General features: G+C 63.7%; 28 protein-coding genes. 12 read left to right on the forward strand and 16 right to left on the reverse strand.

The genetic code is table 11. The features are described from left to right. Positions 1 to 50 precede the first annotated feature (50 nt). The 6 genes from M1D34_RS11115 to coxB form a co-directional block, all read right to left on the reverse strand. Positions 51 to 929 (reverse strand): cytochrome c oxidase subunit 3, encoded by an 879-nt coding sequence (locus M1D34_RS11115; protein ID WP_003532322.1) that lies wholly within the window; start codon positions 927 to 929, stop codon positions 51 to 53. 61 nt (positions 930 to 990) lie between these two features. Then, positions 991 to 1,587 carry a cytochrome c oxidase assembly protein gene (locus M1D34_RS11120; protein WP_027992631.1) on the reverse strand — a complete coding sequence of 199 codons (597 nt, stop codon included), beginning with the start codon at positions 1,585 to 1,587 and terminating at the stop codon, positions 991 to 993. Between the two features lie 11 nt (positions 1,588 to 1,598). Then, a complete protein-coding gene (locus tag M1D34_RS11125; RefSeq protein ID WP_010968907.1) occupies positions 1,599 to 1,739 on the reverse strand; it encodes a cytochrome c oxidase system small membrane protein in 141 nt (46 codons plus the stop codon). Then, positions 1,739 to 2,689: a heme o synthase gene (locus M1D34_RS11130; protein WP_013844112.1), complete on the reverse strand. Its 951-nt coding sequence runs from the start codon at positions 2,687 to 2,689 to the stop codon at positions 1,739 to 1,741. The genes M1D34_RS11125 and M1D34_RS11130 overlap by 1 nt, the downstream gene beginning before the upstream one ends. Before the next feature lie 98 nt (positions 2,690 to 2,787). After that, the gene (gene ctaD / locus M1D34_RS11135) at positions 2,788 to 4,476 is read right to left on the reverse strand and encodes a cytochrome c oxidase subunit I (RefSeq protein WP_003532329.1); all 1,689 of its coding nucleotides are present in this window, start codon (positions 4,474 to 4,476) and stop codon (positions 2,788 to 2,790) included. 19 nt (positions 4,477 to 4,495) lie between these two features. Then, entirely contained in the window at positions 4,496 to 5,380 is an 885-nt protein-coding gene (gene coxB / locus M1D34_RS11140) for a cytochrome c oxidase subunit II (RefSeq protein WP_027989677.1), read from the reverse strand. Between the two features lie 401 nt (positions 5,381 to 5,781). On the opposite strand from coxB, the gene M1D34_RS11145 reads away from it, so the two are divergent. Then, positions 5,782 to 6,312, forward strand: coding sequence for an invasion associated locus B family protein (locus tag M1D34_RS11145; protein WP_003532333.1), 531 nt, complete (start codon positions 5,782 to 5,784; stop codon positions 6,310 to 6,312). A 68-nt stretch (positions 6,313 to 6,380) separates the two neighbouring features. Here M1D34_RS11145 and ribB read toward each other — a convergent pair whose 3' ends face one another. Together ribB and aroC are read right to left on the reverse strand one after the other, a co-directional pair. Next, entirely contained in the window at positions 6,381 to 7,481 is a 1,101-nt protein-coding gene (gene ribB / locus M1D34_RS11150; RefSeq protein WP_498779050.1) for a 3,4-dihydroxy-2-butanone-4-phosphate synthase, read from the reverse strand. 116 nt (positions 7,482 to 7,597) lie between these two features. After that, a complete protein-coding gene (aroC, locus tag M1D34_RS11155; RefSeq protein ID WP_498779052.1) occupies positions 7,598 to 8,695 on the reverse strand; it encodes a chorismate synthase in 1,098 nt (365 codons plus the stop codon). Positions 8,696 to 9,135: 440 nt separating this feature from the next. Between aroC and M1D34_RS11160 the strand changes: the two genes are divergently transcribed. After that, positions 9,136 to 9,396, forward strand: a complete 261-nt coding sequence (locus M1D34_RS11160) for a DUF1344 domain-containing protein (protein ID WP_003532345.1) — start codon at positions 9,136 to 9,138, stop codon at positions 9,394 to 9,396. Between the two features lie 10 nt (positions 9,397 to 9,406). Here M1D34_RS11160 and M1D34_RS11165 read toward each other — a convergent pair whose 3' ends face one another. From M1D34_RS11165 to M1D34_RS11180, 4 genes are all read right to left on the reverse strand, one after another. Then, a complete protein-coding gene (locus tag M1D34_RS11165) occupies positions 9,407 to 9,991 on the reverse strand; it encodes a histidine phosphatase family protein (protein ID WP_003532346.1) in 585 nt (194 codons plus the stop codon). Positions 9,992 to 10,135: 144 nt separating this feature from the next. Continuing rightward, the gene (gene fabI / locus M1D34_RS11170) at positions 10,136 to 10,954 is read right to left on the reverse strand and encodes an enoyl-ACP reductase FabI (RefSeq protein WP_003532347.1); all 819 of its coding nucleotides are present in this window, start codon (positions 10,952 to 10,954) and stop codon (positions 10,136 to 10,138) included. Positions 10,955 to 11,154: 200 nt separating this feature from the next. Then, a complete protein-coding gene (locus M1D34_RS11175) occupies positions 11,155 to 12,210 on the reverse strand; it encodes a DnaJ C-terminal domain-containing protein (protein ID WP_027989679.1) in 1,056 nt (351 codons plus the stop codon). Positions 12,211 to 12,415: 205 nt separating this feature from the next. After that, positions 12,416 to 12,871 carry an RT0821/Lpp0805 family surface protein gene (locus M1D34_RS11180; RefSeq protein WP_003532349.1) on the reverse strand — a complete coding sequence of 152 codons (456 nt, stop codon included), beginning with the start codon at positions 12,869 to 12,871 and terminating at the stop codon, positions 12,416 to 12,418. A 141-nt stretch (positions 12,872 to 13,012) separates the two neighbouring features. On the opposite strand from M1D34_RS11180, the gene pdxH reads away from it, so the two are divergent. Then, positions 13,013 to 13,633 carry a pyridoxamine 5'-phosphate oxidase gene (pdxH, locus tag M1D34_RS11185; RefSeq protein ID WP_003532354.1) on the forward strand — a complete coding sequence of 207 codons (621 nt, stop codon included), beginning with the start codon at positions 13,013 to 13,015 and terminating at the stop codon, positions 13,631 to 13,633. 23 nt (positions 13,634 to 13,656) lie between these two features. Here pdxH and M1D34_RS11190 read toward each other — a convergent pair whose 3' ends face one another. Next, complete coding sequence (locus M1D34_RS11190) at positions 13,657 to 14,715, reverse strand: polysaccharide deacetylase family protein (RefSeq protein ID WP_498779055.1); 1,059 nt, start codon at positions 14,713 to 14,715, stop codon at positions 13,657 to 13,659. 210 nt (positions 14,716 to 14,925) lie between these two features. Between M1D34_RS11190 and M1D34_RS11195 the strand changes: the two genes are divergently transcribed. Continuing rightward, the gene (locus tag M1D34_RS11195; protein WP_498779056.1) at positions 14,926 to 16,152 is read left to right on the forward strand and encodes a serine hydrolase; all 1,227 of its coding nucleotides are present in this window, start codon (positions 14,926 to 14,928) and stop codon (positions 16,150 to 16,152) included. Between the two features lie 142 nt (positions 16,153 to 16,294). Here the strand turns inward: M1D34_RS11195 and tldD are convergent, their stop codons facing one another. After that, complete coding sequence (gene tldD, locus M1D34_RS11200; RefSeq protein WP_498779057.1) at positions 16,295 to 17,710, reverse strand: metalloprotease TldD; 1,416 nt, start codon at positions 17,708 to 17,710, stop codon at positions 16,295 to 16,297. A 102-nt stretch (positions 17,711 to 17,812) separates the two neighbouring features. Next, positions 17,813 to 19,012 carry a winged helix-turn-helix domain-containing protein gene (locus M1D34_RS11205; RefSeq protein WP_498779059.1) on the reverse strand — a complete coding sequence of 400 codons (1,200 nt, stop codon included), beginning with the start codon at positions 19,010 to 19,012 and terminating at the stop codon, positions 17,813 to 17,815. A gap of 133 nt (positions 19,013 to 19,145) precedes the next feature. Here M1D34_RS11205 and M1D34_RS11210 point away from each other — a divergent pair, with 133 nt between their 5' ends. Genes M1D34_RS11210 through M1D34_RS11230 form a run of 5 tightly spaced genes read left to right on the forward strand, consistent with a single transcriptional unit; the run spans position 19,146 to position 23,698 of the window. Next, entirely contained in the window at positions 19,146 to 19,826 is a 681-nt protein-coding gene (locus M1D34_RS11210; RefSeq protein WP_498779061.1) for an energy-coupling factor ABC transporter ATP-binding protein, read from the forward strand. Next, a complete protein-coding gene (locus tag M1D34_RS11215) occupies positions 19,820 to 20,425 on the forward strand; it encodes a CbiQ family ECF transporter T component (RefSeq protein ID WP_498779063.1) in 606 nt (201 codons plus the stop codon). The genes M1D34_RS11210 and M1D34_RS11215 overlap by 7 nt, the downstream gene beginning before the upstream one ends. Positions 20,426 to 20,456: 31 nt before the next feature. Then, positions 20,457 to 21,020 carry a biotin transporter BioY gene (locus M1D34_RS11220; protein ID WP_498779065.1) on the forward strand — a complete coding sequence of 188 codons (564 nt, stop codon included), beginning with the start codon at positions 20,457 to 20,459 and terminating at the stop codon, positions 21,018 to 21,020. Between the two features lie 4 nt (positions 21,021 to 21,024). Further along, positions 21,025 to 22,521 carry an AMP-binding protein gene (locus tag M1D34_RS11225; protein WP_498779066.1) on the forward strand — a complete coding sequence of 499 codons (1,497 nt, stop codon included), beginning with the start codon at positions 21,025 to 21,027 and terminating at the stop codon, positions 22,519 to 22,521. Then, positions 22,505 to 23,698 carry a thiolase family protein gene (locus M1D34_RS11230; protein ID WP_498779068.1) on the forward strand — a complete coding sequence of 398 codons (1,194 nt, stop codon included), beginning with the start codon at positions 22,505 to 22,507 and terminating at the stop codon, positions 23,696 to 23,698. The genes M1D34_RS11225 and M1D34_RS11230 overlap by 17 nt, the downstream gene beginning before the upstream one ends. On the opposite strand, the gene M1D34_RS11235 is transcribed toward M1D34_RS11230, so the two are convergent. After that, a complete protein-coding gene (locus tag M1D34_RS11235; RefSeq protein ID WP_010968892.1) occupies positions 23,686 to 24,087 on the reverse strand; it encodes an acyl-CoA thioesterase in 402 nt (133 codons plus the stop codon). The genes M1D34_RS11230 and M1D34_RS11235 overlap by 13 nt on opposite strands. A gap of 13 nt (positions 24,088 to 24,100) precedes the next feature. Between M1D34_RS11235 and M1D34_RS11240 the strand changes: the two genes are divergently transcribed. From M1D34_RS11240 to M1D34_RS11250, 3 genes are all read left to right on the forward strand, one after another. Then, positions 24,101 to 25,069 (forward strand): zinc-dependent alcohol dehydrogenase family protein, encoded by a 969-nt coding sequence (locus M1D34_RS11240; RefSeq protein ID WP_498779071.1) that lies wholly within the window; start codon positions 24,101 to 24,103, stop codon positions 25,067 to 25,069. A gap of 62 nt (positions 25,070 to 25,131) precedes the next feature. Beyond that, positions 25,132 to 26,061 carry a histone deacetylase family protein gene (locus M1D34_RS11245; RefSeq protein WP_003535812.1) on the forward strand — a complete coding sequence of 310 codons (930 nt, stop codon included), beginning with the start codon at positions 25,132 to 25,134 and terminating at the stop codon, positions 26,059 to 26,061. A 3-nt stretch (positions 26,062 to 26,064) separates the two neighbouring features. Further along, positions 26,065 to 26,316: an exodeoxyribonuclease VII small subunit gene (locus tag M1D34_RS11250; RefSeq protein ID WP_003535810.1), complete on the forward strand. Its 252-nt coding sequence runs from the start codon at positions 26,065 to 26,067 to the stop codon at positions 26,314 to 26,316. The last annotated feature ends 96 nt before the right edge of the window (positions 26,317 to 26,412 follow it).

Here is a 26,412-nt window from a genome sequence, read left to right on the forward strand (position 1 = left end):
GAAACGGGGCGGCCTCTCGGCCGCCCCATCATCATCGAAGCATAACGGCGTCAGCCGTGGGCGATCGGCGCGCCCCAGCCACCCCAGATATAGATGGAGAAGAAGAGGAACAGCCAGACGACGTCGACGAAATGCCAGTACCAGGCCGCCGCCTCGAAGCCGAAGTGGTGCTTCGGCGTGAAGTCGCCCCGCAGGGCGCGCAGCAGGCAGACGAGCAGGAAGATCGTGCCGACCAGCACGTGGAAACCGTGGAAGCCGGTCGCCATGAAGAAGGTCGCGCCGTAGATCGAATCCTTGAAAGCGAACGGCGCGTGCGCATACTCGTAGCCCTGCACGTAGGAGAACAGAACGCCAAGCAGGACCGTGAGCGTCAGGCCGTAGACGAGGCCCTTGCGATCGTTGTGCAGCAGCGCATGGTGTGCCCAGGTCGCCGTCGTGCCGGAGAGCAGCAGGATGACGGTGTTGTAGAGCGGCAGGTGCCAGGGATCGAGGACCTCGATGCCCTTCGGCGGCCAGACGCCGCCGGTGAACTCGGCGCGCGCGGCCTGGATCGCTTCACCGGGAAAGAGGCTGGCGTCGAAGAAAGCCCAGAACCAGGCAGCGAAGAACATCACCTCGGAAGCGATGAACATGATCATGCCGTAGCGCAGGTGCAGCGACACGACGCGGGTATGGTGGCCCTCATGCGCTTCCTTGATGGTGTCCGACCACCAGCCGAACATGGTGTAAAGGATCAGCGCCAGACCGATGAAGAAGACCCACGGATTGGCGAACTCAAGCCCGAACATCTTGAACGAGCCGCCGGAGAGATAGCGCATGTAGCCGACGCCGCCGAAGGCCATGACGAAGGCTCCGATGGAGGCAAGCAGTGGCCACGGGCTCGGGTCGATGATGTGATAGTCGTGTTGCTTCTGGTGCGCTCCGGCCATGTCGATAACCCCCGATAGTCCTCTCTTGTCGCCGTCCGGCATAGCCGAAAAGGCGCTCATGTCAAAGTTTGTTTTCGGCCTTCGCCTTCACTTGCGCGACCGGCTTGGAGGGTTCGCGCGGGTAGAAGGTGTAGGACAGCGTCAAAGTCTTGATGCCCTGCGTCTCGACCGGCTTGACGATCTCCGGATCGACGAAGAAGACGACCGGCATCTCCATTTCCTCGCCCGGCTCAAGCGTCGTCTCCGTGAAGCAGAAGCATTGCACCTTGTTGAAATAGGCACCGGCCGCCATCGGCGTCACGTTGAAGGTCGCCTGGCCCGTCGTCGGCGTGGAAGCCAGGTTCTTCGCACGGTACATGATCTGCACCGTCTCGCCGATCCTGACGTCGATATCCCGTTGAACCGGGACGAACTCCCAGGGCAGTCCGGCAGCGACGTTGGCGTCGAACGTGACCTTGATCTTCTCGTCGAGGATGAGGTCGGATGCCTGCTCGACCCGCTGCGTGGTGCCGTTATAGCCCGTGACCCGGCAGAACATGTCGTAGAGCGGAACGGCCGCATAGGCCATGCCGATCATGCCTGCCACAAAGGCAAGGCACGTGCCGACGATCACGCCGTTCGAGCGTTCCTTCCGATCTGCCTGCCTATTGTCCGCCATGCGCAACGCCTTCAATTCACCATGCCGCCGCCGACCTTGACCAGCGTGACGACGTAGAAAATTGCGACCAGGGCCGCCAGCACGATGCCGAGCGCGATGTTGCGGCCGCGGCGGGACTTCTTCTGAGCCTCGTTGAGTTCAACGGTTTCCATCAGACAATGCCTCCAAGCCAGATCCGGGCGATCGCGTAATCAACCAGGAGCGCCGAGAATATCGCGAAAAGATATGCGATCGAGAATGCGAAGAGCTTTTTCGCCGGCACCATGCGCTTGTCGCCTTCGGGCATGCGCAGTACGCCCAGCGAATACCAGACGAAGCCGAGCCCCATGGCCGTGGCAAAGGCTCCATAGCCGAGGCTCGCGAAGCCGAGCAAGGTGGGACAGACGCCGCTGACTGCGGTGAGCACTGCGTAAATGACGATCTGCCGCTTGGTCGTCGCCTCGCCGCAGACATTCGGCATCATCGGCACGCCGACCGCGCCGTAATCGCCCATCTTGAAGAGAGCCAGGGCCCAGAAATGCGCCGGCGTCCAGAGAAAGATGATGAGGAAGAGCACGATGCTCTCGACCGACACGCCGCCGGTCACGCAGGCCCAGCCTATCATCGGGGGGAAGGCCCCGGCGGCTCCACCGATGACGATGTTCTGCGGCGTCGAGCGCTTCAGCCACATCGTATAGATGGCCACGTAGAAGAAAATCGTGAAGGCGAGCAACCCGGCTGCGAGCCAGTGGACGGCGAGCCCGAGGATGATAACCGAGAACGCCGACAGGGTCAGTCCGAAGGCAAGCGCCTCCTGGGGCAGAATCTTGCCGGCCGGAATCGGACGCTTGGCCGTGCGGCTCATCACCGCGTCGATATCCGCGTCGTACCACATGTTCAGCGCACCGGAAGCGCCGGCTCCGATGGCGATGCATAGAATGGCGGTGAAGCCGATGAACGGATTGATATGGCCGGGGGCAAGGACGAGCCCGGCGAATGCGGTGAAGACGACGAGAGACATGACACGCGGCTTCAGGAGCTCGAAATAATCGCGTGCAGAGGCCTCGGAAAGTCGCGGTGCGCCTTCCATGCCAACTACCTCGTGATTGCCGATGACCGTCATGTCCGTACCTTGAACTTGCTGCGGCAGAAACAGCCGCGTCACGCCGGCCTGCCGGCGGGGAGAAGCCGCCGAAACCGGCGGCTTCTGTTCGTTACCCGTCACTTGATCCGCGGGAGCTGCTCCCACTGGTGGAACGGCGGCGGCGAAGACAGCTGCCATTCCAGCGTGTTGGCGCCTTCGCCCCAGGGGTTATCCCCCGCAACGCGCTTCTTCGCGAAAGCTTCGGCGACACAGAAGAGGAAGATCAGCACGCCGACTGCCGCGATGTAGGAGCCGTAGGACGAAACCATGTTCCAGCCGGCAAAGGCGTCCGGATAGTCGATGTAACGGCGCGGCATGCCTGCGAGCCCGAGGAAATGCTGCGGGAAGAAGATCAGGTTCACGCCGACGAACATCACCCAGAAATGCAGTTTGCCGAGAAACTCCGAGTACATGTAGCCGGTCATCTTCGGGAACCAGTAGTACCAGGCCGCGAAGATTGCGAAGACGGCGCCGAGCGACAGCACGTAGTGGAAGTGCGCCACCACGTAATAGGTGTCGTGCAGCGCGCGGTCGAGGCCGGCATTGGCGAGCTGGACACCCGTGACGCCGCCGACGGTGAACAGGAAGATGAAGCCGATCGCCCAGACCATCGGCGTCGCGAAGCGGATCGAGCCGCCCCACATCGTCGCGATCCAGGAGAAGATCTTCACACCCGTCGGCACGGCGATGACCATCGTCGCGAAGACGAAGTAGCGCTGCGTCTGGAGCGACATGCCGACCGTGTACATGTGGTGCGCCCACACGATGAAGCCGACGGCGCCGATCGCGACCATGGCGTAGGCCATGCCGAGATAACCGAAGATCGGCTTGCGCGAGAAGGTCGAGATGATGTGGCTGACGATGCCGAAGCCCGGCAGAATCAGAATGTACACTTCCGGGTGACCGAAGAACCAGAACAGGTGCTGGAACAGGATCGGGTCGCCGCCGCCTTCCGGCGCGAAGAAGGTCGTGCCGAAGTTGCGGTCCGTCAGCAGCATGGTGATCGCGCCTGCGAGAACCGGCAGCGAGAGCAGGAGCAGGAAGGCGGTGATCAGAACCGACCAGGCAAAGAGCGGCATCTTGTGCAGCGTCATGCCCGGAGCGCGCATGTTGAGGATGGTGGTGATGAAGTTGATCGCGCCGAGGATCGACGAGGCGCCGGCGATGTGCAGGCCGAGGATCGCGAGATCCATCGCGGGCCCGGGCATGCCGGATGTCGAGAATGGCGGATAGATCGTCCAGCCGCCGCCCGCGCCATAGGCGCCTGCAGGACCTTCGACGAACATCGAAAGCAGCACCAGCAGGAAGGCCGGCACGATCAGCCAGAAGGAAATGTTGTTCATGCGCGGGAACGCCATGTCCGGCGCACCGATCATGATCGGCACCATCCAGTTGGCGAAGCCGCCGATCAGCGCCGGCATGACCATGAAGAAGATCATGATCAGCGCGTGAGCGGTCGTGAAGACGTTGAACATGTGCTTGCCGCCGTCGATGGCAGCATCACCCTCGAAACCATAGACCATCTGGGCCAGACCGTGGAAGATCTGGATGCCCGGCTCCTGCAGTTCGGCGCGCATGAAGACCGACAGCGTGCCGCCGATGATGCCGGCGATGATCGCGAAGATCAGGTAGAGCGTACCGATGTCCTTGTGGTTGGTCGACAGGAACCAGCGCTGAAAGAAGGTCAGCGGCTTGTGCGCGTGGTCCGCGTGGCCATGATCGGAATGATCATGGCGTTGATCGTGATGAACGGCTGTTCCAGCCATGGTCAAGCTCCACTTCCGATTACTGTGCGGCGTTGTCGGCGACGTCAACGGCCTTGGCCGCGCCGTCGACGGACGCCATGAGCGCCTTGTTCGCTTCGCCGACATTGGTTGCGGCGGCGGCGAGCCAGGCGTCGTATTTATCCTGCGCGACAACGCGGACGGCGATCGGCATATAGGCGTGATCCTTGCCGCAGAGCTCGGAACACTGGCCGTAATAGAGACCTTCGCGGTCGGCCTTGAACCAGGTCTCGTTGAGACGGCCGGGAACCGCGTCGATCTTGACGCCGAAAGCCGGCATGGCGAAGGCATGAATTACGTCGGCAGCCGTGACGAGCAGGCGAACGGTTTTGCCGACCGGCACGACGACTTCGTTGTCGACGGCGAGAAGACGCGGATACTGCGCCTTGTCCTCTTTGCCGAGGCCCGCACGATCCTCGTCCTTCAGGAGCAGGCTATCGAAGGAGAGCGGGTTTTCGCCGACCTCATATTCATAGGACCAGTACCACTGGTTGCCGGTCGCCTTGACCGTCAGGTCCGGATTCTCCGGAGGCGTGAGTTGCGCGGTCAAAAGCTGGAATGAGGGAATCGCAAGGAAAAGCAGCACGATAACCGGGCCGACCGTCCAGACGACTTCGATCAGCGTATTGTGGCTGGTCCTCGACGGAACAGGATTGGCACTCTCGCGGAACTTGACGACCACGATGACCAGCAGCAGGAGAACGAAAAGTGTGATCGGAATGATGAACCACAGGGTGTAGTGTTCAAACCACGTGATTTCTTCCATGATGCCCGTAGCAGCCGCCTGAAAGTTCGTCTGCCAGTCGACAGGCTTGTCAGCAAAGGCGCTCGAAGCAAAAAGCAGACAGGCAAGCGCTGCCAGAACTGCATAGGCCTTGTTTTTCACAATTACGTCTCCCCAATGCGCTTGATCAGGATCAAACCCGGAACGCAGAATCCCTGCGATACTGAAGCGCTTCAAACCACAGTTTGACCAGCGCCGCAACATCTGTCCAAGCAACCTCGTGCGGCATTTTTGCACAAAGCGGAAGTTTTCGCACAGGAGACCTCGCAACCGGTCGAAAGCCCTCCCACGCACCGGCGCCCGCGCGCGGACCGGTCATTCGCCGCCCCATTTGCGGGCAGCCACGCTCACCGGCGGAGAGAAAGCGGCCCTCGGCACGCCGATTTCGTACCGGGAGGGCCCAATTTCGGCCATATGACACTGGAATGTAACGACCAGGGCTTTTCATTTATCCTCGCGCGCTTCAAGAATAGCCCTAATGATTCGAGGTTTTTGAGGTTTACATGGGCCTGTCCCTCTTCTCCCGGCTGCCCGCCCTGGCCGCGCTCGCAATTGCCGCCTTCGCACTCCCCGCAGCAAGCTTGGCCCAGCAATCCAACGCAACGCCGGGCACGGTGAAGTCAAATCACGGCGCGTGGTCGATCGTCTGCGACCAGCCGGCGGGCGCCTCGGCCGAACAGTGCGCGCTGATGCAGAACGTCATCGCCGAAGACAGGCCTGAAGTCGGTCTCTCGGTCGTCGTCCTCAAGACCGCCGACCGCAAGGCGAAGATCCTTCGGGTGCTTGCGCCGCTCGGCGTGCTCCTGCCGAACGGCCTCGGCCTCAATGTCGACGGCAAGGACATCGGCCGCGCCTATTTCGTGCGCTGCTTCTCCGACGGCTGCTACGCCGAGGTCGTGCTCGAAGACGAGCTTCTCAAGACCTTCCGCGCCGGCGCGACGGCGACCTTCATCGTTTTCCAGTCGCCCGAGGAAGGCATCGGCATCCCCGTCGACCTCAAGGGCTTCGACGAAGGCTACGACGCCCTGCCGTAACGGCAGCTTGCTTCAAGGCGAGGGAGCCGCGTCGGGTGACGCGGCTTTTATTTTGGGCTCTTCCGGATTTACAGAATCTCGGTCGCGGCGATCTTGATGCCGAAGCCCTCCAGGCCGACATAATGCCGCTCGCGCGACGAAAGAAGGCGAATGGAGGTGATGCCGAGGTCTTTCAGGATCTGCGCGCCGAGGCCGATCTCCAGCCACTCGCTTTCGCGCTCCTGTGCCTCCGAGTGGACCTCCCTCTCGTGCTTGCCCTTTCGCGCTGTCTGCGAAACTCCGACCCCCACGGAGCCCTCCCGCAGATAGACGATGACGCCCCTCCCCTCGGCGGCGATGCGCTTCATGATCTCGTCGATCTGGCGGCCGCGGCCGAAGACGTCGGCTCCGACATTTTCGAGGTGGAGACGCACCGGAATGTCGACGCCGTCGCGAATGTCTCCGAAAACCACGGCCAGGTGCTGCATCGTGTCCCAGGGCAGCGAATAGGTGTGGCCCTTGGCCTTGCCGTAGGGCGTGTCCATTTCGAAGGAATGGCCCTGCTCGATCAAGGTCTCCTTGCGCTGGCGATAGGCAATGAGATCGGCCACGGAGACCTGCTTCAGGCCGTGCGTTTCCGCGAAGGCTTCGACCTGCGGCCCACGCATGACGGTGCCGTCATCGTTGACGAGTTCGCAGATGACGCCGATCGGCGGCAGGCTCGCGAGCCTGCAGAGATCGACGGCGGCCTCGGTATGGCCGGAGCGCATCAGCACGCCGCCCTCGCGCGCCACGAGAGGGAATATGTGGCCCGGCCGGACGAAATCCGTCGGCCCGACATTCGGATTGGCAAGGTTTCTGACCGTAAGCGTTCGGTCGTCTGCGGAAATGCCGGTCGTGGTCCCGTGCTTGAAATCGACCGACACCGTGAAGGCGGTGGTGTGGGCGGAGTCGTTCTCGGCAACCATCGCATTCAGGTTGAGGCGTTTTGCCTCCTCGCGCGGCATCGGCGTGCAGACGATGCCGGAGGTATGGCGCACGATGAACGCCATCTTCTCAGGCGTGCAGTGCACCGCTGCGACGATCAGGTCGCCCTCGTTCTCACGGCCGCCGTCGTCGGTGACGACGACGATCTCGCCTGCTTCGAAGGCGCGAATGGCTTCGACGACGCGCTTCTGGTCGTAGGACATATATATTGCCTCCGCGAATATCTTGTTTGCGCAATTCCAGACGGAAAACCGCTGCGCACCTTTTCCTGCAGCGCCGCGCGTCTTTCAGACGCGCAAAGGCCGCTGCAGCAGTGGAGTTACTTCAGCCGCCCGGTCTGACCGCGGTCACGCAGATAATGATCGGCGATGGCGCAGGCAAGCATGGCCTCCCCGATCGGCACCGCCCGAATGCCGACGCAGGGGTCGTGGCGGCCCTTGGTGCGCACGTCGACCTCCTTGCCGTCGCTGTCGATCGAACGGCGCTCCGTGAGAATGGACGAAGTCGGCTTGATGGCGAAGCGCGCAACGACCGGCTGCCCGGTCGCGATCCCGCCCAGAATGCCGCCGGCATTGTTGGACAGGAAAACCGGCTCGCCCTGCGCCCCGATGCGCATCTCGTCGGCGTTCTCCTCGCCGCTGATCTCGGCTGCGGCAAAGCCGTTGCCGATCTCGACGCCTTTGACCGCGTTGATGGACATCAGATTGGCGGCGATATCCTGATCGAGCTTCGCATAGATCGGCGCGCCGATGCCGGCCGGAACGCCTTCGGCAACCACCTCGACCACGGCGCCGATCGACGATCCCGCTTTGCGGATGCCGTCGAGATATTCTTCCCAGACGGGTACGATCGCCGGGTCGGGTGCGAAGAACGGATTGTTGTTCACTTCCGCCCAGTCCCAATTGGACCGGTCGATCCGGTGCTTGCCGATCTGGACGAGTGCACCGCGGACCACCAGGCCCGGCACGACCTTGCGCGCGATAGCGCCCGCCGCCACGCGCGCAACCGTCTCGCGCGCCGAGGAGCGGCCGCCGCCGCGGTAATCGCGGATGCCGTATTTCGCATCGTAGGTATAGTCGGCATGGCCGGGACGGTATCGCTTGGCGATCTCGGAATAATCCTTGGAACGCTGGTCGGTATTCTCGATCATCATCGAGATTGGCGTACCGGTCGAAATCATCGTCTCGCCGTCGTCATCGAGCATCACGCCGGAAAGGACCTTCACAAGGTCGTCCTCACGACGCTGGGTGACGAAGCGCGACTGGCCGGGCTTGCGCTTGTCGAGCCAGGCCTGGACTTCGGCGAGCGTAAAGCGAATTCCGGGCGGACACCCGTCGACGACACAGCCAAGTGCGGGACCGTGGCTTTCGCCCCAGGTCGTGACGCGGAAAAGATGACCGAATGTATTGTGCGACATGGCGGCTACCGAACTCCGGATCGCGAAGATGGCCGATGGACCCCCTCGCGTCTATTCCAATCTCCCCGGAGCCGCAGCTGGCCCGCTCCGAGGGCCACGCGTCAGACGCGCGTGCCCTCTCTTAGTGGAAAGCGGGCACGCGGGAAAGTCCTTCTGCGCGTCGGCTGGCGCGGGTGCCATCTCCCCTGTTCCCCAGGCTTGGCGCCTTAAGGAAGATGCCGTGAAATTCCCGTGGAAAACCCGGCGAGAGCGGCTGCCGCAGAGCCGCTCCGCCGCTTTCGCGGAATCATCGGGTTGTAATTCTCTGAACCGGCCTTCACCCTCCCATGCGGCGGGCAACTGCATCGAAAAAGCAACAACATAGGGCTACTTTTGCCACAATCGGGGATCAAAGCGTGAGGACAACAAAATTCGCAGAATCATTGAAGAGGGCAAGAAGGATGCGATTTGTCATTGCCACGCTCATGGCCACCGCAAGCCTGCTTTCGCCGCTCTCCGCGCTTGCCGAGAGTGCCGACGTCGAAGCCGTGATCACCAGCGTCGATACCGACCGGCTGAGCCTCTCCCTCGATGACGGCAAGAGCTACCAGGCGCCAGAGGAGTTCAACTTCGAGGGGCTGGAGGCCGGCGTCAAGGTGCTTGTCTTCTACACCGAAGTCGACGGCAAGCGCGTCATCAACGACCTGGAGATCCTTCAGTAGGTTTGCGGCGTCAGAGCCAGCCTATCGAGCCATCCACGATTTTCAGCAGGCGGTCCTGCGGTATCGCAGCGGCCGCCGCCTCATCGGCATCCATCTCCCCAAGCAGCTTGAACAATGCCCTGATAACGCCGCCATGGCTGACGCAGACCGTAGGCCGCGTCACGCTCCTGAGCCAGGCACCGACACGCCAGGACAGGATTTCGTAGCTCTCGGCGTCAGGACCGGGCGGAATGAAATCCCATTTCGCGACGCGCCTCTCCGCGATCCGCTCGGGCACGAGCCGCTTCAGTTCGGGAAGCGTGTAGCCTTCCCAGTCGCCGAAGGACACTTCCTTCAGACGCTCGTCGGTGCGGTAGGCCAAGGGATCGAGATCCATCGCCCGCCGAAGACGCTCCATGGTTTCGCGCGTACGGCCGAGCGGGCTGCTGACGAAATCGAAGTCGGCCGCGCCGCTCCCGATGATCCTGCTCAACGCGACGCCGTTCCCGGTCGCCTGCTGCCGCCCGGTCTCGTTGAGGGGGATGTCCTTCTGACCCTGAAGGCGGCTCTCCGCATTCCAGTCCGTTTGTCCATGGCGAACCATGTAGATGAGCACAATGTCCACTCCGGGCGAGCCGCCGCGATCCCTACCGCACAATCCGCAAACCGCAGCCGGTTTGAAGATAGAACATGCAGCAGTTCAAAGTGTTACAGCCGCCATGCGGCCGAAGGACGCATGGCGGCCGTCGAGCAAAGGCTGTCAATCCTTCAGAACGCTGATGTCCGGCGCGTCAACGGCCTTCATGCCGACCGTGTGGTAGCCGGAATCGACGTGATGGACTTCGCCCGTAACGCCGCTCGACAGATCGGAAAGCAGGTAGAGGGCAGAATTGCCGACCTCCTCGATCGAGACGGTGCGCTTCAGCGGGGCGTTGTATTCGTTCCACTTCAGGATGTAGCGGAAATCACCGATGCCGGACGCAGCAAGCGTCTTGATGGGACCGGCGGAGATCGCGTTGACGCGGATGCCGCGGTTGCCGAGGTCGACCGCCAGATAGCGAACGCTTGCCTCGAGGGCCGCCTTGGCGACACCCATGACGTTATAGTGCGGCATAACCTTCTCGGCGCCGTAATAGGTGAGCGTCAGTATCGAGCCGCCGTCGTTCATGACGCGATCTGCACGTGCGGCGACCGCCGTGAAGGAATAGACCGAAATGTCCATCGTACGCGCGAAGTTGTCGCGGCTCGTATCCAGGTAGCGCCCCGTCAATTCGTCCTTGTCGGAAAAGGCGATCGCGTGCACAACGAAATCGATCTTGCCCCACTTCTCTTCGAGGGCCGAGAATACGGCATCGATCGTGGCGAGGTCGGTCACATCGCAATGGCCGGCCATGAAGGCACCAAGCTCCTGCGCCAGCGGCTCGACGCGCTTTTTCAAAGCATCGCCCTGCCATGTCAGCGCGATTTCAGCCCCTGCCTCGGCCAAGGCCTTCGCGATGCCCCACGCAATCGAGCGATTGTTTGCGACGCCCATGATGACGCCGCGCTTGCCATTCATCAGACCCGATGCCTGAGCCATGGAATGTCCCCAATACTGTCTGCCTCCACCAGCTGCTGCCGGTGGCAAAATTTCACAAATGCCAGGATGCCGCGCCTCCTGCAGCGGGTGCGGCAAATTGTCGAGCATTGCCTATGGCATAGGCGCCACAGCGGTTCAAGCAGGAGGCGGATCAGGAACTGTTAGTCCCCGTAATATTGGTTCAGCTTGTCAGAAAAGCTTCATAAAAAGAGGCCGTCACGTTGGGATCGCATGAGGTCCGTCACCTTGTCGTCCGGTTTTTCATGCAGCACCACCCGCAATTCGACGATCAGGTCGCCGCTTTCCCCGTCGGCGCCGCGCAAGCCCTTGCCGGCGATGCGGATCTCCTTGTCGGAGCCCGACCACGCCGGTACGGCCACCGTGAGCGGTCCGTTCGGTGCCTCGATCGTCGTTTCGCAGCCGAGAACCGCGTTCTGAAGATCGATCGGCAATGTGGTGACGAGGTCGAGACCGCGGGTCCGGAACGGGCCGTCCTGACTGAGGCGCAGGGTTGCCACCACGTCGCCGCGCGCCATCCCGGCAACACGGTAGCCCTGCTCCTTCAGGCGGATCGCCTGGCCGTCCGTCGCGCCGGCCGGGATGGGGACCTTCAGCAGCTCTCCATCCGGAAGCTCCACCGGCACGCGCGCGAGATTGATCACGTCTTCGACGCTGGCGTGAACGTCGACGGCAAGATCGGGCACCTTCTCGGCCGTTTTCGCGATGCGTCCGCGAATACGCTGGACGATCGCCGCGACCAGATCCGCCGCCGGCATGATCGAGCGACGGGCAAGCGCGTCGGCTTTCGGCTGCTCTTGTTTTGCTTCGGCGGCAGGCTCGGTTTTGGCTTCCACCGGCGCACGTTCCCTTTCGGCGGGACGCGCGGAAGACTTCGGCCTCGCGGCAGTGGCCTGCGGCTCGACGCCGAATATGCGCGAAATCGCTTCCTCGGCCGTTTCGGCGCCGACAGGCTCGTCCGGCACCTCCGCGCCTCGCATCTTCTCCTTCATCGCCTCCATGCGACGAAGCTCCGCCTCGCGCCGCGCCCAGTCGTAGCGGCTTCTGCGCACCGGGTCGCGAAGCAGCTCATAGGCCCTGCCCGCTTCAGCGAAGCGCTCGTTGGCGGAGGGATCGTCCTGGTTGTGATCGGGGTGGACCGCTCTGGCTACGGAGCGCCAGGCCGCCTTGATTTCCTCTTGGCCGGCGGTGCGACGCACACCAAGAATTGCATAGGGATCGCGCATGGCTGCTATCATTTTCTTTACTCGGCGGTCCTTCCCCGGATGCCCGCCTGACACCTCACGACGATCGAAGAGGGTCTGGGAAAACCTTCTCCGCCCACGAGAGATGATCGGGCGAAGTTGCTAACTATCGGTTAGTCGGAGGCGGGGACGCGCTGCCGAAAGCATCGTCCGGGACGCTTCGCCGGCCGCTTTGCGGCAATATGGTTAACCTGCGATTTCAGCTCCGCGGGCCGAAGCTCGTCAGGTACCATTCCCCGTTGCCGAGCTGGCAGGTGTTGCCATCGAACTTGGCAATGCCCTCGAAGGAGTGCCGGGTCGTCGTGAAGCGGCGGCAACGCATGCCCGAGGCATGGTCTTCCTGGATGCTGCTGATGACGCCGGCGCTGCCGGAATTCGCATTGGCCCAGGGGATGGTGCTGTCGTGGCCCTGACTGATGTCGGCAGAGGTAACGAGGTCGCGCACGGCTATGGCATCGGAAAGGCCGTCGGATGTCTTCGCCACCGGCACGGTTCCGGTCGAGACCGAACGATCGACGCCCGATCCCCCGAAGACGTCGAGGCCCGCGCCCATGCACCCCGGCAGGGCGAGAATCGTCACGCAAATTGCCGCGCTGCGCAGCAATGCGAAGGAAAGACCCTTCTTGCCATCGTTCCGCTTTGCTATGTCTTGCACGGCAATCCTGTCAGACTCGCCAGAGCGCACCACGTCCCGAGGAAGTCCGCAGGCAGGCTCTGACATTATTACGATGCGGAAACACCACTCGGGCTCATCCCGAAGCGTTCCCGCGCCAGACACACGGCATTGGAAAACAATATGACCGCGAACGAGTTAATAACCGGTGACTTCACGGAAGCAAGCGAGCCCTTTTCCCTTTTTGGCACATGGCTGAAGGAAGCCGAAAAGAGCGAGGTGAACGATCCGAACGCCGTCGCCCTTGCGACCGTCGACCCGGATGGCATGCCCAATGTGCGCATGGTCCTGCTCAAGGGGTTCGACGAACGCGGCTTCGTCTTGTACACGAATTTCGAGAGTCAGAAAGGCCGGGAAATGCTCGCGACCCGCAAGGCGGCCCTGTGTTTCCACTGGAAATCGCTGCGCCGCCAGGTGCGTCTGCGCGGTCCGGTCGAAATCGTCTCCGACGAGGAAGCCGACGAATATTTCATGAGCCGGCCCCGCGGCAGCCGCATCGGCGCCTGGGCATCGAAGCAGTCACGGCCGCTCGAAAGCCGCTTTGCGCTGGAGAAGGCCGTCGCCGAGTACACGGCGCGGCATGCGATCGGCGAGATTCCACGTCCGGACTACTGGTCCGGATTCCGCATCCGGCCGCTGTCGATCGAATTCTGGCACGACCGCCCCTTCCGGCTGCACGACCGTGTCGAGTTCCGCCGCGAAACGCCGGATGGCGGTTGGACGAAAGTGCGGATGTATCCCTGACGAAAAGACGCTGCCACCGCGCCTCAACCTGTCCGGCGGGCAAGGAGCCGGAACGGGATGCCGGAACCGAGCGCGGTCACATAGCGCGCGGCCTGGAAATGGCCGTTGAGCGAAATCCGCGGCAGCGCATGAGGATTTGCAGCCTCGGACAGCATGCCGGGCTGCGTCGTCACCGCCACGGCAAATCCGAGTTCCGCCGCCAGCAAATGATCGCGGGGCGAAACCGCGAGCCTGTCCCCATAGGGATAGGCGAAGCTCGAGGGCCGGCGACCGGTGATCGTCCTGACGCGTTCGGCGGAGGCTGAAATTTCGCGGCGCGCCTCGTCGTCGCCAAGCCGCGCGAGTGCGCGATGGCTGACCGTGTGCCCGCCGAGGCTCGCAAGCGGACTTCGGATCAGGCTCCGGAGACCCTCCTCGTCGAGCGTCAGACGCTCGGTGATGGCCAGCGGGTCGATGCCGTGCTCGTGCGCGGCCTTATTCAGTGTCACGAGCGCATGGGCCTCGTCGCTGCCATGGACATAGGCGGCGACCCGATCGAAGGCGGCCTGCTTCTGCGCAAGGTTGTCGCTCGCTACTGCTTCCTCACCTGCGCCGAAATCGAAACGAAACCTGCCGCAGACGGACAGGAGATCGGCGATCGTTTCCCACCAGAGCGTATGGCTGCGGTCGAGATAACCGGCCGTGACGAAAACGGTGAAGGGCACGCCGTGGCGCTCGAAGACCGGCAGGGCGTGATCGAGATTATTGCGGTAGCCGTCATCGAGAGTGAAGCAGGCGAAGGGCCGGTTATCGGCGGAAGCAAGGCAGGCGGGCAGGTCATCCAGCGGGACGAGGCGATAGCCGTCCCGCTTCAAAGTCACGATCGCCTCTTCGAGGAATGCCGGTGTGATTTCCAGGTGGGCGTTGGGATCGAAAGCTCGCGGAACCTTCGGGCGAACATGATGCAGGGTGAAGATCGCCCCGCGCCCGCGAGCCGCGCCCATCAGCCGCGCCCGCGCAAGCAGATGCGCAGCCTCGAGCCCGCCGGAAATGGCGGCGCGCTTGGCATGGTAGCGGACCAGACCCGCGAAGCCGTGTTTCATCTTCTTCCGTCTTCTCAAATCGTCATGTCGAGCTTGGACAGGCACTGCGGCCCGGACGGTAACGTCTGCGGGGTTAAGCCTTGCTGAATCGGCCGGGCGATGCGAAAGAGCGGGCCGCGTCTGGGCGGCGAGGTTGCAACTACGCCTTGAGCCTGTCAAAACAGCGTACCGCGTCGATATCGGCCGCACATCTCTATGAGGGGGAGTTCGATGACGAGCTTTCGATTGGCTATGGCGACGATCGCCGTGCTTTTCTTCGGTGCCGTTCAGGCAATGGCAGGCAACGCCTCTCTTGTCGTCGACGCTCGGACTGGCCGGGTTCTCTCTACCGAAAACCCCGACACGCTCCACCATCCCGCGTCTCTCACCAAGATGATGACGCTCTACATGACCTTCGAAGCGCTTCACCGCGGCCAGATCGCCTGGAAAACGCCTGTGCCCATGTCCGCGACCGCTGCACGCAAGCCGCCGACGAAGCTCGGCGTCAAGGCCGGAGGAACGATCACCGTCGAAGAGGCTGTCTACGGCATGATCGTCCGTTCGGCCAACGACGCGGCGGCAGCGATGGCCGAGCGGCTTGGCGGTTCCGAGGAAGGCTTCGCGAGAATGATGAATGCAAAGGCGCGCCAGCTCGGCATGAACCGCACATTCTTCGTCAACGCTTCGGGTCTGCCGGCAAGCGAACAGGTGACCACGGCCCGCGACATGGCGCGGCTCGCCGTGGCACTCATGCGACACTATCCACGCGAGTACCGCCTGTTCTCGGTCCAGAGTTTCGCCTTCCGCGGTCGTGTGATCCGAGGCCACAACAATCTGATGTATCGATACCAGGGGATGGACGGTATCAAGACCGGCTACACGCGGGCCTCCGGCTACAATCTCGTAAGCGCGGTGAACGACCGCAACCGACGCCTCATCGGCGTGGTGCTCGGCGGGCGGAGCGCGCGAAGCCGTGATGAGAAGATGGCGGCGCTCCTCGACCAGCACCTTGGCAGGGTCTCCTCGCCCGGCCGCCCGATGATCGCAGCGGCAAGCGCACCCCGCCTGGCCGACGTGGCAAGCTTGCCCGGCGTTTCCTTGTCTTATGTGGGTACCCAGCCCGCGGTCGAACCTGTCGCCGCAGCGCCGATGGCCGGTATCGTCCCGGCGGACCGGCCAACCGCCGTGGCGGCCGCGAGTACGGCACCACCGGCCGGCTGGCGCATTCAGATTTCCACCGCACCGACGGCGGAAGGTGCGCGCAAGATGCTCGTCGAAGCGCAATCGGCCGGCGGCGCAGCCCTTCTCGGCGCCGCCCCCCACACCGAGACCGCAGGCTCGGGCGGAGCCTATCGCATAGGTTTCGCGGGCTTCGCCAGTCGCGAGGCGGCCGCGACCGCCTGCAGCATCCTGAAAAAGCGGTCCTATGACTGCGTCTTGCTTCCTGACGGGGGGTAGAGTCCGCAACTCCTCCGCTCCTCATTCCTGTGCTCGTCACAGGAATCCAGCCAGACCAAGTCCTTGGGCTGAAAAACTCTTCCGCGCCGCAGACGCGGCGCTGCTGGATCTCTGTGACAAGCACAGAGATGAGGGAACGTTGTCAGGCTTGCGTGCCGCCGACGGTGATCTGATCCATGCGCAGGTGCGGCTGGCCGACGCCGACCGGGACCCATTGGCCGGCCTTGCCGCAATTGCCGATGCCGGTGTCGAGCTTCGTATCGTTTCCGACCATCGTCACCCGCTTCATCGCATCCGGACCGTTGCCGATCAGCATCGCGCCCTTGACGGGCGCTCCGACCTTGCCGTTCTCGATCAGATAGGCCTCGGTGCAGCCGAAGACGAATTTGCCTGAGGTGATATCGACCTGGCCGCCACCGAAGGAGACGGCATAGATGCCCCTCTTCACCGACGAGATGATTTCATCGGGCGTGCGGTCCCCGGCAAGCATGTAGGTGTTGGTCATGCGCGGCATCGGCACGTGGGCGTAGCCCTGGCGGCGGCCGTTGCCGGTCGGTTCCATGCCCATCAGACGGGCGTTCTGCCGGTCCTGCATATATCCGACGAGCTTGCCGTCCTCGATCAGGACATTGTAGCCGGAAGGCGTTCCCTCGTCGTCGATCGAGATGGAGCCCCGCCGGGCTTCGATCGTGCCGTCGTCGACGACCGTGACGCCCTTCGCAGCGACCTGTTCGCCGAGCAGCCCGGCGAAAGCGGAGGTCTTCTTGCGGTTGAAGTCGCCTTCCAGGCCGTGGCCGACGGCTTCGTGCAGCATGACGCCCGGCCAGCCGGAGGCAAGCACGACGTCCATGGTGCCGGCCGGCGCATCGATCGCCTCGAGATTGACGAGCGCTTGCCGCAGAGCCTCGTCCGCTCCGCTTTTCCAGTTTTCCTCGGTTATGAAATCGCCGAAGCCGCGCCGTCCGCCGATACCGAAGGAGCCGCTTTCCTGACGGTCGCCCTCGCCGACCACAACGGAGATATTGATCCGCGTCATCGGCCGGACATCGTGGACGCGGTGCCCGTCGGCTCTCAGAATATCCACGACCTGCCAGCTCGCCGCGACCGTCGCGGTCACCTGGCGGACCTTCGGCTCCCTGGCGCGCAGATAGGCGTCGATCTCCTGGAGCAGCTTGACCTTGGTCTCGAAACTCGGCTCGCCGATCGGGTTCTCGTCGCCGTAAAGCTTCTTGTTGGTGCGCTGCGGGGCTGCCGCGTAGGAGCCGGAATAGCCTCGGGTCACCTGCTCCACGGCATCCGCCGCCCTCTTCAGGGCCGCAAGCGACAGTTCGCCGGCATGGGCGTAGCCGACGGCTTCGCCGGCGACGGCGCGCAGGCCGAAGCCCTGGTCTGTGTTGAAACTGCCACCCTTCAGGCGGCCGTTGTCGAAGGAAAGCACCTCCGCCTGCGCATGTTCGAGGAAGAGCTCGCCGTCATCGGCGCCGGCAAGCGTTTCGGAGAGAACCTTGCGGACCGTCGCCTCGTCCGCATCGAAGAGGCTCATCAGGTTGGTGTCCATGGTTCTGCTCCCTGCCGTGAAGGATTGGGTCGTGAAACTTACTGGCTCCATTTAGGGAGCGCCGGCCCGCAAGCCAAGAAAAAACAAAGCACGAAAAATCGGTCAGGAAAGGGCAGCGTTCCAGCCCTCGAGCAAATTGACCTCCTCGACGCCGGCAAAGCGGGCGATGCGGTCGAGTTCGGCCATGAGTTTTTCCATCCGGCCCGAAGAGGGTTTGACGCCACGTTCCAGCCAGAGGCGCCGAACGTCGAGGCTTCCGCGCTTGCGATCGGCTTTCATGTCGATGCGGCCGATCATTCGGTCGCCTTCGAGCAGAGGGAAGACATAATAGCCATATTCCCGCTTCGGCTCCGGTACGAAAACCTCGATACGGTAGAAGAAGTCGAAAAGCCGTTCGGCCCGGTTCCGGTCGCGCAGCAGCGGGTCGAACGGGCTCAGCACCCGGACGCGGGCGGGCGGGTCGGGAATGTCGCCGAGCCCGTCGGGAAAGCCGGCGAAGGCAAAGGACGGGCGCGGCTTGCCGCCATTGGCAGGCTCGATGACGATCTCGCACAGTTCGTCGCGATGGGCGGCGACCCAGTCCTTCGCCTCGTCCGGCGACACGAGATCCCAAAAGGCTGCGATCTCGCCGTGGCTGGCGAAGCCCAGCCGCTCGAGCGCGCTGCGGCAGGCCCAGTCGATGAACTCCTCATGCGCGACCTCGCCGTCGTAATGGCGGGCGGGAATGACGCGTTCCGTCAAATCATAGACCTTCTGGAAATTCTCGCGCCGGGCGATCGCAAGCTTGCCCTGGCGCCAGAGCACCTCGAGAGCCGTCTTCGACGGGTGCCAGTTCCACCAGCCGCCGGATTCGTGGCCGTCCTCCTTGAGGTGGCGCGCCATGACGGCGCCATTGTTCGCGATCCTCGCATAGGTCTCCTCGCAGCCCGCATCGAAGTCTTCTCCGCGCCACTTGCGCCAGCGCTCGCGGAGCGTTTCGCTCTCCCATTTGAAGCGATGCTTCCAATAAATGAAGAAGGTGCTCGGTATGATCGAAGCGTCGTGGGTCCAATGTTCGAAGAGTTCGCCGTCCTTTTCCAGGAGCTCGGCCAGATGCTCGCGGCGATAGGTCTGATTGCGGGAAAAGAGAATCTGATGATGGGCCCGCTCGACGGTCGCTATGCTGTCGACCTGCACGAAGCCGATGTCGTGGATCAATTGCAGCAAGCCGTCCTTGCCGAGCGCGCGATGCGGCGCGGCCGAGAGCCCCTGCTTGGCGAGGAAGATGCGCCGGGCATCGCGATTGGAAAGGCGAATCGTCATGAACAGAGAGTAGGCTTTTATTCCCAAGTTTCAAACGTCAGACGGCAATAGATGTATTGTCCGCACTACATTGCCCTTTGCGATCGACTTGTCCTATAGAGCGATCACGCAAAACATCGCGAGGATCGACGGCTTGGAAATCCGCTTTACCGGTTGCTCGGTCAGCTTCGGCGAACGGGTCGCGCTTCAACCTTTGAGCCTCGCCCTCGATGAGCGGCGGGTCGGCGTCATCGGTCTCAATGGCTCCGGAAAGACCACATTCGCACGGCTGATCAACGGGCTCGTCAAGCCGACGACCGGACGGGTCAAGGTCAACGGCCTCGACACGGTCGAGGACGACAGGGCGGTGCTCACTGAGGCCGGCTTCATCTTTCAAAATCCGCAGCACCAGCTGATCATGCCGATCGTCATCGACGATATCGCCTTCGGGCTCAAGAATCGCGGGCTGCCGGCGAATGAGATCTCGTCGCGGACCGAGGCGGTCCTTGCACGCTTCGGCGTCAGCCATCTCGCACGAAGGCGGGTGCATGAGCTTTCCGGAGGCGAAACGCAGCTCGTCGCCATGGCGAGCGTCATCGTCACCGGGCCGAGAATCCTGATCCTCGACGAGCCGACCAATCAGCTCGACCTCAGAAACCGCCGGATGGTCGCCGAAACGATCGACACGCTCGACGAAGACACGATCGTCATCACCCATGATCTGGCGCTTGCCGAGAGCGCCGAACGGGTCCTGCTCTTTCACGAGGGCCGCCTCCTTGCCGATGGAGCGCCGGACGAAACCATCCGGCGCTATCACGAGGTCGCCGGATGCTGACGAGCCTCTATGTCGAGGGAGCAAGCTGGTTTCACCGCGTGCCGGTGCGCGCCAAGCTCGTCGCGCTCGCCGTCTTGAGCATCGCGCTCTTTGCGACGGACTCACCCTTCCTGCTCCTACCTGCCTTTCTCCTCAGCGGCTGGCTTTATCTCTCGTTCGGGCTGAGACCGCGCGAAGCGCTGTCGCGCGTCGGTTTCGTTTTCTTCACCATACTGATCCTTGCCGCGGTCAATCTGTTCCTCGTTCCCGTGCCGCAGGTCGCAGCGCTCGTCTTGCGGCTGATGGCTCTCGTGCTCTTCGCCGCTGCGGTCACGGCGACCACGACGATCGGCGCTTTCATGGACGAGATAACGATCATTCTGAAGCCGCTGGAGCGCCTCGGTCTCCTGAGGGCGGCAGATGTCGGCCTGGCGCTTGGCCTCGTGTTACGGTTCGTGCCCGATATCTTCACCCGTTATCAGGCACTCGCCGAAGCGCATCGGGCACGCGGGCTGCCGGTCCGGCCGTTGACCATCATCGGCCCGCTGATCATCCTGACGCTGAAAGATGCGGACACGATCGCGGCCGCCATTGACGCGAGGGGATTTCGCCGTCAATAAATTCGCGCTTTCTAATAAGAGGTAGGACTATATGAATACCAGAGATCTCGTCCTCGTCGCGCTTTTCACTGCCATCATCGTCGTGCTCGGCCTCGTACCGCCGATCACGCTCGGCTTCATTCCCGTTCCGATCACGGCGCAGTCGATGGGCGTGATGCTCGCCGGCTGCATCATCGGCGCGAAGCGCGGCGCGCTCGCCTTCCTCCTCCTCGTCCTGCTCGTCGCCATCGGACTGCCGGTGCTCTCGGGCGGCCGCGGCGGGCTGGCCGTCCTCGCCGGTCCTTCCGGCGGGTTCATCTTCGGCTGGGCAGTTGCCGCCTTCGTCACCGGCCTGATCGCCGAGCGCTTCGTCAAGCCTGCGACTTCCGAAGCGCGCCAGTTTGCCGGCTTCTTCCTCGCCTCGGTCGTCGGCGGCATCGTCGTGCTCTATGGGATCGGCGTTCCGTGGCTTTCGGCCGTCACCGGCACGCCTCTCGCGGCCGCCGCAACCGGCTCGCTCGTCTTCATTCCGGGCGACCTGTTGAAAGCCGCGATCGCGACGCTCGCCGCCCGGGCCGTCTACGCCGGCTACCCGCTGCTGCCGGCGCGCGTCTGACGCAGTGCCGCTCGCAGAGGCAGTCGCGCTCCATGCGAGCGAACGCCCGCATTCCCCGGCCTTCCGCATGGAAGGCCGGGTTCTCACCTATGGCGAGCTTGCCGCGGGAGCCAAGCGCATTCTCCCGGCCGTTCAACGATCGGCAGCAGAGGCGACGGAGAGAAGCCTCCTTTCCGGGCCCGTGCGGCTGGTTGCGCTCGAAACCGGCAACCATCCACTTTTTCCTGCGGCTTTCATCGCTGCGACCGCGGCCGGCCATTGTGCCGCTCTGATCGACCCGCATTTGCCGGAGATCGTGCGCCGGCGAATGAAAGAACGGCTGCGGCCGGAGATCGTCATCCGCGCCGAAGGCGATCTCTTGCGCATCGATGTGCCATCGGCAGGACAAAGCCGTCTGCTGCAAGGCGCCTCCGATGCTCCGCCTCCAATCCCGGCCGGCGACGGCGGTGAACTCTTTCTCGTGGTCTTCACCTCGGGCACGACCGGTGAACCGAAGGCGATCATCCGCAACCGCCGGTCCTGGCGGGTGAGCCTCAAGACCGGCCAGGGCTTTTTCGGGCTCGGGCCGGAGACAACGACTTACGCGCCGGGACCGCTGGCGCACGGCCTGACGCTCTACGCGCTTGCGGAAACCTTGACGGCCGGAGCCGAATTCGTCGGCGCCCGGCACTTCGAGGCGGATCAGGCTTTGGCCACGATTGCGGCCGCCGGGGCGAAACGGCTGGTGCTGGTGCCGACGATGCTGCGGCGGCTGTGCGAGCGCGCGGCCGGTTCGCCGTTGACATCAGTCGGACAGATTACCGTTGCCGGAGCCAAGCTCACGACGGCGGATCGGGATGCGGCGAGACGCGCTTTTCCGGAGGCTCAGGTCACGGAATATTACGGCGCCTCGGAACTCGGTTTCATCAGCGTTTCCCAAGCGACGGACAGGCACATGCCCACCGCAGTCGGAAAGGCCTTTCCGGGCGTTCGCCTGGAGATCCGGGACGAGAGAGGCGAGCGCCTTCCCGCCGGAGAAACAGGCACGATCTTCGTCGAAAGCGAACTGATATCCGACGGTTACATCGCGGGCGGCGACGGAGCGGGATTCCGCCGGCAAGGAAAGCTCGCGACGGTCGGCGACCTCGGTTTCCTTGACGAAGACGGTACGCTGCACCTCATCGGCCGGGCGGGCGGAATGGTGGTCTCGGGCGGGAACAACATCTATCCATCGGAGGTGGAGACCGCGATCCAGGGGGCCGGCGGCGTGAACGCGGCCTTTGTCTTCGGTCTCGATCATCCGGATCTCGGCAGCGAGCTTGCGGCGGTGATCGAGCCTGGCGACGGATTCGATCATGCGGCACTCGAACGTCATCTCGCCGCCGACCTGCCGCGCTACAAGCGCCCGCGCAGGATATGGCTCTGCCGGAAGATGCCCATGACCGCCTCCGGCAAGGTCGCGGCCGGGGAGCTTCGCCAATGGATTGCGACGGAGAACAGCGCCCTTGAACGCCTCGTCTGACCCCGCTCGCACCCCGGTCGTTATCGCCGCGCTGCGGACGCCGATCGGCCGCGTCAACGGCAGCCTTGCTGCGGTCGAACCGGCAAGCCTTGCCGCCTTGCTGATCGAAAGGATCATTGCGGATACGGGCATCGACCGGGCAGAGATCGACGACGTGCTCGTCGGTAATGCCGCCAACAGTGCCGGCAATCTCGCGCGCCTGGCCGCCCTCGAGGCAGGATTGCCCGTCGCAATTCCGGGCGTCACCGTCGACCGTCAATGCGGTTCGGGGCTGGAGGCGATTGTCCTTGCGGCCCGGCAGATCCAGGCCGGCGCGGGGCGCTTCTACCTTGCCGGGGGCACCGAGAGCGCCAGTCGCGCCCATATCCGCCTTCGGCCCCCGCTCACGCGCGGCGAAGAGCCTCAGCCGGTCAAGCGCGCGCGGATGGCTCCCGACTCGATCGGCGATCCGGATATGGGCGTTGCGGCGGAGAACGTCGCCACTGCCTGCGGCATCTCGCGTGAGCGGCAGGATCGTTTTGCGCTCGAAAGCCACCGACGCGCCGTTGCGGCCGAAGCGGAGGGCCGGTTCTTGCGCGAGATCGTGCCCGTGCCGACACCAGAGGGGCCGGTCGCCAGGGACGAATGTCCTCGCGCAAACGCCTCTGCCGAGACGCTCTCGCGACTGAGGCCGGTTTTCGTTGCCGGCGGCACCGTCACCGCCGGAAATGCCTGCCCCGTCAATGACGGCGCGGCGATGGTACTGATGACGAACCTCGCGGAGGCGCGGAAGCTCGGTGCGCGCTTCGGCCTCGCTTTCACCGATGCTGCGGCGGCCGGCGTCGAACCGAAGCTGCTCGGCCTCGGCCCCGTCCCCGCCATGGCGAAGCTTCGCGCGCGCAATCCCGCGCTCGATGTGGCCCGCGTCGATTTCATCGAATTCAACGAGGCCTTTGCCTCGCAGGTTCTCGGGAGCCTCGACCAGCTCGATATCGCACCCGAACGCGTCAATCGCGACGGCGGCGCGATCGCGCTCGGCCACCCCTATGGCGCTTCCGGCGCTATTCTCGTCGTCCGGCTGTTTTCGCAGATGTTGGCGGCTTCATCCCCGGCCGAGGGGCTGGCCATGATGGGCATCGGCGGCGGCATGGGGATCGCCGCCCACTTCAGCAGCTGCAGACCGGATCAGGCGGCATAGCCGGCGAGCCATTCCCGGGTGGGGCCCGGCAGCTGTACCGGTTGATGGCGGGCACGGTCGACGGCCACCCAGACGATCTCGACCTCGGCAGCAAGCTTGTCGCCGGTCTCGACGCGCACGGCAAAACCTATCGAGCTGCCGCCGATCTTCGCGACGGTGACCGTAAAGCGCGCGGGCTCGTCGAAGCGCAGACCGCGATGGAAGATGCAGGCGGAGCGGCGGACGAGATAGGCCGGTTCTTCCGCGATTGCCGGCCGGTGCCGCCAGAGATTGGCAAGTGCGGCCTCCGCATGCGCATAATAGGCCGCATTGTGCATATGGCCGTGCATGTCTATATCGCGGAACGGAATGCGAATTTCCGTGACATTTTCCCGCTCTGTGCCGTCCATGCGAGGCTCCCCGATGCGCTCCACACTCGTTAGACAGTTTGGCGACCCCGGACAAGTCATCGAGCTCGTCGACGCACCCCGCCCTGCCCCAGGCACGGGCGAAGTCGAGGTCGAGATATCGCTCGCGGCAATCAATCCTTCGGACCTGGTCCCCGTTACGGGCGCCTATAGCGCGCGCACCGCCCTGCCTTTCGTCCCCGGCTTCGAGGGCGTCGGCATCGTCAGGCGCGTCGGGCCGGACGTGCAAGGTTTCAAGGCCGGAGACCGGGTCGTCCCGATCGGCGCGAGCGGGCTTTGGCAGCAATTCCTCCTCCGTCCGGCCGAGTGGTGCTTTCACGTGCCAGGCGGGATCGAGGACGCACAGGCGGCGATGAGCTATGTCAATCCGCTAACGGCGTTGAGGCTTGCCGAAGCGCTGCGGGAGCATTTCGGATCGCTCGAGGGCATGGATGTCGGCGTGACCGCGGCGGGCTCGGCCATCGGCGGCATGCTGATGAAGCTGCTTGCGCTCGAAGGCGCGGTGCCGACGGCCATGCTTCGCAGCGACAGAAGCCGCGGCCGTCTCGGCGAGACACACCGGATCCTGGTGGCCGACAGCGGCGACGGCCTTATGGGCAGCCAATTCGATGCGGTGCTGGACGCCGTCGGCGGCACGCTGGCGGGCGAACTGATCGGGCGGTCCATCCGCCCCGGCGGGACCTTCATCCAGTATGGAGCGCTCAGCGGCGCACCCGTGCCGCAGACGGCGATCAGCGGCCGGCCGGACATACGCTTCGCCTTTCTTTGGCTGAGAACCTGGGTGCATTCCGCCGGCCGGGAGGCACTCGAAGCCGCTTTCCTGCGCAGCTTCGCCGGGCTGCAGAGCGGCCTCTTTGCCAGCCCTATTGCCGCCACCTACCCCTTGAGCCGGCTTGCCGACGCCCTTGCGCATCAGGCCGACCCGCGTCGCGACGGCAAGATCCTGCTCGATCCGCGCTGTTGAAAATCGGCAGTTTCGCGTCGCCCACCATGGATTTTGACAGGCATGCGCACTAGTTTCGCCGGATGACCACGCATCTCTACGAAAACCCGGTCTTCCTGAAGCACGAGGTCCCGGAAGGGCACCCCGAGCGGCCGGATCGGCTGAAGGCCTTGAATCTTGCGTTGGAGCATCCGAATTTCGCGGATCTCGAGCGGGTCGAGGCATCGAAGGGTGACGAAAATCTGGTGTTGCTCGCCCACACCGAAGAGCACCTGCTGGGGATCAAGCGGGACATTCCGGACGAGGACATCAACCAGATCGAGTCCGATACCTATGCAAGCCCGCAAAGCCTCGAGGCCGCATTGACCGGTATCGGCGGTGCTGTGGCGGCCGTCGACGCGGTCTTCGCCGGCGAAGCGGACAATGCCTTCGTGGCAGCCCGCCCGCCCGGCCACCACGCCGAGAAAAACAGGGCCATGGGCTTCTGCTTTTTCAACAATGTAGCGATCGCCGCGCGCTACGCGCAGACGGCGCATGGTGCGGAACGTGTTGCCATTGTCGACTGGGACGTCCACCACGGCAACGGCACACAGGACATTTTCTGGGACGACCCGTCGGTGCTCTTCTGCTCCACGCATCAGATACCGCTCTATCCCGGCACCGGTGCCAAGGACGAGACGGGCGTCAGGAACAATGTCGTCAATGCGCCGATTTCGCCCAACAGCGGCAGCGAGCATTTCCGCGATGCCTTCCGATCGCGCGTGCTGCCCGCGCTTGAAAATTTCCGGCCCGATTTCCTTCTGATTTCCGCCGGCTTCGACGCCCACCACCGCGATCCATTGGCCCAGATCAATCTCGTCGGCGAAGATTTCGACTGGGCGACGGGTCGCCTCCTAGACGTTGCCGGCAGGAGCGCCGGAAACCGCATCGTCAGCCTGCTCGAAGGCGGTTATGACCTGCAAGGGCTCGCCGAGTCGGCCGGCCTGCATATTCTGAGATTGATGAGAGGGTAATTCATGAACAACAATGCGCAACCGGACGTTTCCGCCCTCTCCTTCGAGCAGGCCGTCGAGGAATTGGAACGTATCGTTTCGGCGCTTGAACGCGGCGACGTCGCACTCGACAAATCGATCGAGATCTACGAGCGCGGCGAGGCCCTGAAGAAGCACTGCGAGGCCCTGTTGAAGGCGGCAGAGGATCGTATCGAAAAGATCCGCCTCGACCGCGCCGGTCGGCCGCAGGGAGTCGAGCCGCTCGACGCGGAGTAGCCTTCATTCCAGGCGAGATTCGCCCCCTCATCCGGCCTGCCGGCCACCTTCTCCCCGCGGGCGGGGCGAAGGGACAAGCGGCACGCATCGGTGCAA

The sequence above is a fragment of the Ensifer sp. D2-11 genome, from assembly GCF_054161295.1.

Coding starts and splice junctions, on each gene's coding strand:
- M1D34_RS11145 (WP_003532333.1), top strand. CDS start 5,782: ATGGGCCTGTCCCTCTTCTCCCGGCTGCCCGCCCTGGCCGCGCTCGCA.
- pdxH (WP_003532354.1), top strand. CDS start 13,013: ATGACCGCGAACGAGTTAATAACCGGTGACTTCACGGAAGCAAGCGAG.
- M1D34_RS11190 (WP_498779055.1), bottom strand. CDS start 14,715: ATGAAACACGGCTTCGCGGGTCTGGTCCGCTACCATGCCAAGCGCGCC.
- M1D34_RS11250 (WP_003535810.1), top strand. CDS start 26,065: ATGAACAACAATGCGCAACCGGACGTTTCCGCCCTCTCCTTCGAGCAG.
- M1D34_RS11215 (WP_498779063.1), top strand. CDS start 19,820: ATGCTGACGAGCCTCTATGTCGAGGGAGCAAGCTGGTTTCACCGCGTG.
- ribB (WP_498779050.1), bottom strand. CDS start 7,481: ATGTCCTACGACCAGAAGCGCGTCGTCGAAGCCATTCGCGCCTTCGAA.
- M1D34_RS11220 (WP_498779065.1), top strand. CDS start 20,457: ATGAATACCAGAGATCTCGTCCTCGTCGCGCTTTTCACTGCCATCATC.
- M1D34_RS11245 (WP_003535812.1), top strand. CDS start 25,132: ATGACCACGCATCTCTACGAAAACCCGGTCTTCCTGAAGCACGAGGTC.
- M1D34_RS11235 (WP_010968892.1), bottom strand. CDS start 24,087: ATGGACGGCACAGAGCGGGAAAATGTCACGGAAATTCGCATTCCGTTC.
- M1D34_RS11240 (WP_498779071.1), top strand. CDS start 24,101: ATGCGCTCCACACTCGTTAGACAGTTTGGCGACCCCGGACAAGTCATC.
- M1D34_RS11130 (WP_013844112.1), bottom strand. CDS start 2,689: ATGACGGTCATCGGCAATCACGAGGTAGTTGGCATGGAAGGCGCACCG.
- fabI (WP_003532347.1), bottom strand. CDS start 10,954: ATGGCTCAGGCATCGGGTCTGATGAATGGCAAGCGCGGCGTCATCATG.
- M1D34_RS11205 (WP_498779059.1), bottom strand. CDS start 19,012: ATGACGATTCGCCTTTCCAATCGCGATGCCCGGCGCATCTTCCTCGCC.
- ctaD (WP_003532329.1), bottom strand. CDS start 4,476: ATGGCTGGAACAGCCGTTCATCACGATCAACGCCATGATCATTCCGAT.
- M1D34_RS11160 (WP_003532345.1), top strand. CDS start 9,136: ATGCGATTTGTCATTGCCACGCTCATGGCCACCGCAAGCCTGCTTTCG.
- M1D34_RS11115 (WP_003532322.1), bottom strand. CDS start 929: ATGGCCGGAGCGCACCAGAAGCAACACGACTATCACATCATCGACCCG.
- M1D34_RS11195 (WP_498779056.1), top strand. CDS start 14,926: ATGACGAGCTTTCGATTGGCTATGGCGACGATCGCCGTGCTTTTCTTC.
- tldD (WP_498779057.1), bottom strand. CDS start 17,710: ATGGACACCAACCTGATGAGCCTCTTCGATGCGGACGAGGCGACGGTC.
- M1D34_RS11175 (WP_027989679.1), bottom strand. CDS start 12,210: ATGATAGCAGCCATGCGCGATCCCTATGCAATTCTTGGTGTGCGTCGC.
- M1D34_RS11125 (WP_010968907.1), bottom strand. CDS start 1,739: ATGGAAACCGTTGAACTCAACGAGGCTCAGAAGAAGTCCCGCCGCGGC.
- M1D34_RS11120 (WP_027992631.1), bottom strand. CDS start 1,587: ATGGCGGACAATAGGCAGGCAGATCGGAAGGAACGCTCGAACGGCGTG.
- aroC (WP_498779052.1), bottom strand. CDS start 8,695: ATGTCGCACAATACATTCGGTCATCTTTTCCGCGTCACGACCTGGGGC.